Genomic DNA, 4,983 nt, shown 5'->3' with positions numbered 1-4,983 from the left:
ACCCACCGGCATGAGGGCAGCGCCTTGGTTACGACCCACGATCTGAACGTCTCCCGCCGCGGCTTCCTGAAGCTCACGGCCGTCTCCGCCACCCTGGTTGCCACGCCGCCGCTGGTCGCAAAGGCCTCCGCACCCGCCGCCGTCAGGCCGCCGGTCATGCAGAAGGTCGCGTTCGAGGTCAACGGCAAGGAAACCAGCCTGACGCTCGACACCCGCACCACCTTGCTCGATGCCTTGCGCGAGCACATGCAGCTCACCGGCACGAAGAAGGGCTGCGACCACGGCCAGTGCGGCGCCTGCACGGTCCTGCTCGATGGAAGGCGCATCAACAGCTGCCTCACGCTCGCGGTCATGCACCCTGGGGCGAAGATCACGACCATCGAGGGGCTCGGCACGCCGGACAAGCTGCACCCGCTGCAGGCCGCCTTCGTCAAGCACGATGGCTACCAGTGCGGCTACTGCACGCCCGGCCAGATCTGCAGCGCGGTGGGCGCACTCGACGAAATCAAGCGGGATATCCCCAGCCATGTGACGGCCGATATCACCAGCAAGGCCAGCTTCAGCGCGCCTGAACTGCGCGAGCGGATGAGCGGCAATATCTGTCGTTGCGGTGCCTACTCGAACATCGTCGAGGCGGTCAGCGAATACGCGGGGGCCAAGGCATGAAGCCCTTCACCTATGAGCGTGCGACGTCACCCGCCCAGGCTGCAGCGGCCGCGGCGCGCGAACCGAGGACAAAGTTCATTGCCGGTGGCACGAACCTCCTCGACCTGATGAAAATCGAAGTGGAGGCACCTGACCACCTGGTCGATATCAATGGCCTCGGGCTCGATAGCATTGAAGCCACCGCGGATGGTGGCCTTCGCATTGGCGCACTGGTACGCAACACCGACCTGGCCGCTGACAGCCGCGTGCGCCGAGAATATGGCCTGCTCACCCGCGCCCTGGTTGCGGGTGCGTCCGGCCAGCTGCGCAACAAGGCGACGACAGCCGGCAATCTGCTGCAGCGGACGCGCTGCCCGTATTTCTACGACACGCACCAGGCCTGCAACAAACGCCTCCCGGGCAGCGGCTGCGCCGCCCTCGGCGGGTTCAGTCGTTCGCATGCCATCGTTGGCGTCAGCAACGCGTGCATCGCCGTGCACCCGAGCGACATGGCGGTCGCGATGCGCGCCCTCGATGCCACCGTTGAAACGGTGCAGCCGGATGGAAAGACCCGCCGCATCGCGCTGGCCGAGTTCTACAAGCTCCCCGGCGCCACGCCGCACATCGAGAACGTGCTTGCGCCGGCGGAACTGATCACTGCGGTGACCTTGCCACGGCCCGTGGGTGGCAGGCACATCTACCACAAGGTGCGCGACCGGGCGTCCTACGCATTCGCACTGGTCTCCGTCGCCGCGATCATCCAGCCGGATGGTTCGGGCAGGGTGGCGCTGGGCGGCGTAGCGCCGATGCCCTGGCGGACCGAAGCCGCCGATGCGCGCATGGGTGATGGCGCGAAGGCGGTGACCTCGGTGCTGCTCGCCCAGGCGAAGACCACCCCGCAAAATGCCATGAAGGTGCCGCTGGTCGAGCGCACGCTCGCGGCGGTCATGGCGGAAGCGAGGAGCTGACCATGAAGTTCGACACCCCCGCCACCGTCAACCCCATCGACCGCCTCAAGGTCGTCGGCAAGCCCCAGGACCGCATCGACGGCCCGCTCAAGACGACTGGCACCGCCCGCTACGCCTATGAGCAGCACGAGGCCGCCCCCGCCCATGCCTACGGCTACATCGTGCCCGCCACGATCGGCAAGGGCCGCGTCCTGTCGATCGATACCGCACGCGCAAAGGCCTCGCCAGGCGTGCTCGCCATCGTGACCGCTAAGGAGGCGGGCAAGCTCCAGAAGGGCAAGTACAACACGGCGAACCTGCTCGGCGGCCCCGATGTGCAGCATTACCACCAGGCGCTAGCCGTCGTGGTCGCGGAGACCTTCGAGCAGGCCCGTTCCGCCGCCGCGCTCGTTCGCGTGGATTATGCCCGCGCGTCCGGCATGTTCGACCTGGCTGCGGCGAAGGCCAGCGCGGTGAAACCCGCCGACGGCGACCCCGACACGGCCGTGGGCGACTTCGCGGGCGCCTATGCGGCGGCTGCGGTGAAGCTCGATGCTACGTACACGACGCCCGACCAGTCGCACGCCATGACGGAGCCGCATGCGTCGATCGCCGCGTGGAACGGTGACAAGCTGACAGTCTGGACCGCGAACCAGATGATCAACTGGAGCAAGAACGATCTCGCGACGACGCTCGGCCTGCCGCCGGACAACGTGCGGTTGATATCGCCTTATATCGGCGGAGGCTTCGGTGGCAAGCTCTTCGTTCGCTCCGATGCCGTCCTCGCCGCGCTGGGTGCGAAGGCCGCGGGCCGGCCGGTCGCCGTCGCGCTGCCGCGCCCCGTGATGTTCAACAACACGACGCACCGCCCGGCGACGATCCAGCGCATCCGCATTGGCGCGACGCCCGATGGCAAGATCACGGCCATCGGGCACGAGAGCTGGTCCGGTGACCTTCCCGGCGGCGGCCCCGAGACGGCCGTCAACCAGACGCGCCTGTTGTACGCCGGCCCGAATCGCATGACCGCCATGCGGCTTGCGACGCTTGACCTTCCCGAAGGGAATGCCATGCGCGCGCCAGGCGAAGCGCCCGGCCTGATGGCGCTCGAGATCGCCATGGACGAGCTCGCTGAGAAGCTGAAGCTCGACCCCGTGGACCTCCGTGTGCTCAACGACACGCAGGTCGATCCGGAGAAACCCGAGCGGCCGTTCTCACAGCGCAACTTCGTGCAATGCATGCGCGATGGCGCGAAGCGCTTCGGCTGGGAGCAGCGCTCCGCGGCGCCGGGCGCACGGCGGGACGGGCGGTGGCTGGTGGGGATGGGCGTCGCATCTGCCTTCCGCAACAACCTGGTGATGAAGTCCGCGGCACGGGTGCGCCTTGGCAAGGACGGCCGCGCGACGGTGGAAACCGACATGACGGATATCGGTACGGGCAGCTATACGATCATCGCGCAGACCGCCGCGGAGATGCTCGGCTTACCGCTCTCGGCGGTGACGGTATCGCTGGGCGATTCCTCGTTCCCCGTATCCGCAGGCTCCGGTGGGCAATGGGGCGGAAACAGTTCGACCGCGGGCGTGTACGCCGCCTGCGTCAAGCTGCGCGAGGCGATTGCCGGCAAGCTCGGGCTTGATCCGGCTGCGGCGGTATTCGAAGACGGAAGGGTGTCGGCGGGTGGCAAGAGCGTGCCCTTGGCGAAGGCCTCCGCCGATGGCGAACTCGTCGGCGAAGACACCATGGAGTACGGCGACCTCGAGAAGAAATTCCAGCAGTCGACGTTCGGCGCTCATTTCGTCGAGGTGGGCGTGGACTCGGCGACGGGTGAAATCCGGGTGCGGCGCATGCTCGCCGTATGCGCCGCCGGCCGTATCCTCAACCCGAAAGCCGCGCGCAGCCAGGTGATCGGCGCCATGACCATGGGCGTCGGCGCGGCCCTGATGGAGGAGCTGGTGGTCGATAAACGGCTGGGTTTCTTCGTCAACCATGATCTCGCCGGGTACGAAGTGCCCGTCCACGCGGACATCCCGCACCAGGAGGTCGTGTTCCTGGATGAGGCCGATCCTGTGTCGTCGCCACTGAAGGCAAAGGGCGTCGGCGAGCTGGGTATCTGCGGCGTGGCCGCCGCCGTCGCCAACGCCGTGTACAACGCCACGGGCGTGCGCGTGCGCGACTACCCGGTGACGCTGGACAAGTTGCTGGATAAGCTCCCGGCTGTATGAAGTCCTATGGCGAATTGCGCGAACTGGCAACGGCATGGCGTGCGCTCGGGGAATCTTCCTCGGGGCGGGCCGCGCTGGTAACGATCCTGCGGACCTCCGGCTCCACGTTCCGGCGCGTCGGGGCCGCCATGTTCGTGCGTGACGACGGTAGCGTCATCAATCCGCTCGCAGGCGGCTGCCCGCAGCGCGAGCTGGTCGAGCGCTCGCTGGATGTCATGCGCGAGGACCGCATCGCATACGTGGCATACAACGCTGAGCAGGGGCTCGACCTGCTACTCGAAGCGGGCTGTGGTGGGGAGCTGGAAGTCGCGATCGAACCGTTGCGACACGGGGTGCCGGGATTTCTCCCCGAGCTTGAGGCGATGCTCGCCTCAAGCCGGGCCTTCCACATGATCACCCACTTTCCCGGACCGGATGCCCCCGGACACGCGACGCGCTCGCTGGCCCTTGTCGACGTTGCGGACGCGCCCGTCGCCCGTGACGGCGCTACGAGTGCGGAGACGGCGGGCGGGTTCCGCCTCGTCGAAACATTCGACGCACCGGTGTCGCTGGTCGTCGCGGGCGCCTCCCACGAAGCGCTTGAGCTGGTCAGTGCGGCTGCACACCTTGGCTGGCGTGGCGTACTCGTCGACACCTCCGCGGAACGCCTGGCGGCGATGCCCGTCGCCGCGGCTGGCTGGGAGGCGATTGCCGTACCGCCGGCCCGACTGGCCGCCGTCGTGCGCATGCACGCGTCCACTGCCGTGGTCAGCATGACCCACAACCTGGAACAGGACGTTGCCTACCTCCGCGCCGGGCTCGCGTGCGACGCGTTCTACCTCGGCGCCCTGGGTTCACAGCAACGCGCCCGCACGATCGCAAGGGCCGTCGCGTCGAAGGCGCTTCGCGTACCGGCAGGCCTGGATATCGGCTCGAACACCAGCCGCGAAATCGCGCTATCCATCGTCGCCGAAATCATGGCCGCCCGGCATGCACGCGATGGCCGCGCACTGAGTCGCAGCGGCGGCCCCATCCACTAACCCCCTGGAATCTGTGGGAGCGCGCTTTGAACTGACCCCCAGAAGTTGGACACCCGTCCACCCTCTGGGGGGCCTCATGGCTAAGTACGACAAGCGATTCAAACTCAAGGTAGTAAAGCAACTACTAGCGGGCCCTGATGGCGCCCGGCGACT

4 protein-coding genes are annotated in these 4,983 nt (G+C 67.4%); all 4 read left to right on the top strand.

What is annotated here, in order from left to right:
* Window positions 1–24 precede the first annotated feature (24 nt).
* From paoA to ACTHLF_RS01230, 4 genes are read left to right on the top strand one after another with little or no spacing between them, the layout of a single operon-like run.
* The gene (gene paoA, locus ACTHLF_RS01245; protein ID WP_440324133.1) at window positions 25–666 is read left to right on the top strand and encodes an aldehyde dehydrogenase iron-sulfur subunit PaoA; all 642 of its coding nucleotides are present in this window, start codon (window positions 25–27) and stop codon (window positions 664–666) included.
* A complete protein-coding gene (locus ACTHLF_RS01240) occupies window positions 663–1,613 on the top strand; it encodes an FAD binding domain-containing protein (RefSeq protein ID WP_440324131.1) in 951 nt (316 codons plus the stop codon). Before paoA ends, ACTHLF_RS01240 begins: the two co-directional genes overlap by 4 nt.
* Window positions 1,614–1,615: 2 nt before the next feature.
* Window positions 1,616–3,811, top strand: coding sequence for an aldehyde oxidoreductase molybdenum-binding subunit PaoC (gene paoC, locus ACTHLF_RS01235; RefSeq protein WP_440324129.1), 2,196 nt, complete (start codon window positions 1,616–1,618; stop codon window positions 3,809–3,811).
* Window positions 3,808–4,830: an XdhC family protein gene (locus ACTHLF_RS01230; RefSeq protein ID WP_440324127.1), complete on the top strand. Its 1,023-nt coding sequence runs from the start codon at window positions 3,808–3,810 to the stop codon at window positions 4,828–4,830. Before paoC ends, ACTHLF_RS01230 begins: the two co-directional genes overlap by 4 nt.
* The last annotated feature ends 153 nt before the right edge of the window (window positions 4,831–4,983 follow it).

The sequence above is a fragment of the Luteibacter sp. genome (assembly GCF_051958795.1).
GTDB lineage: Bacteria > Pseudomonadota > Gammaproteobacteria > Xanthomonadales > Rhodanobacteraceae > Luteibacter.
This window is presented reverse-complemented; position numbering and strand designations above follow the sequence as displayed.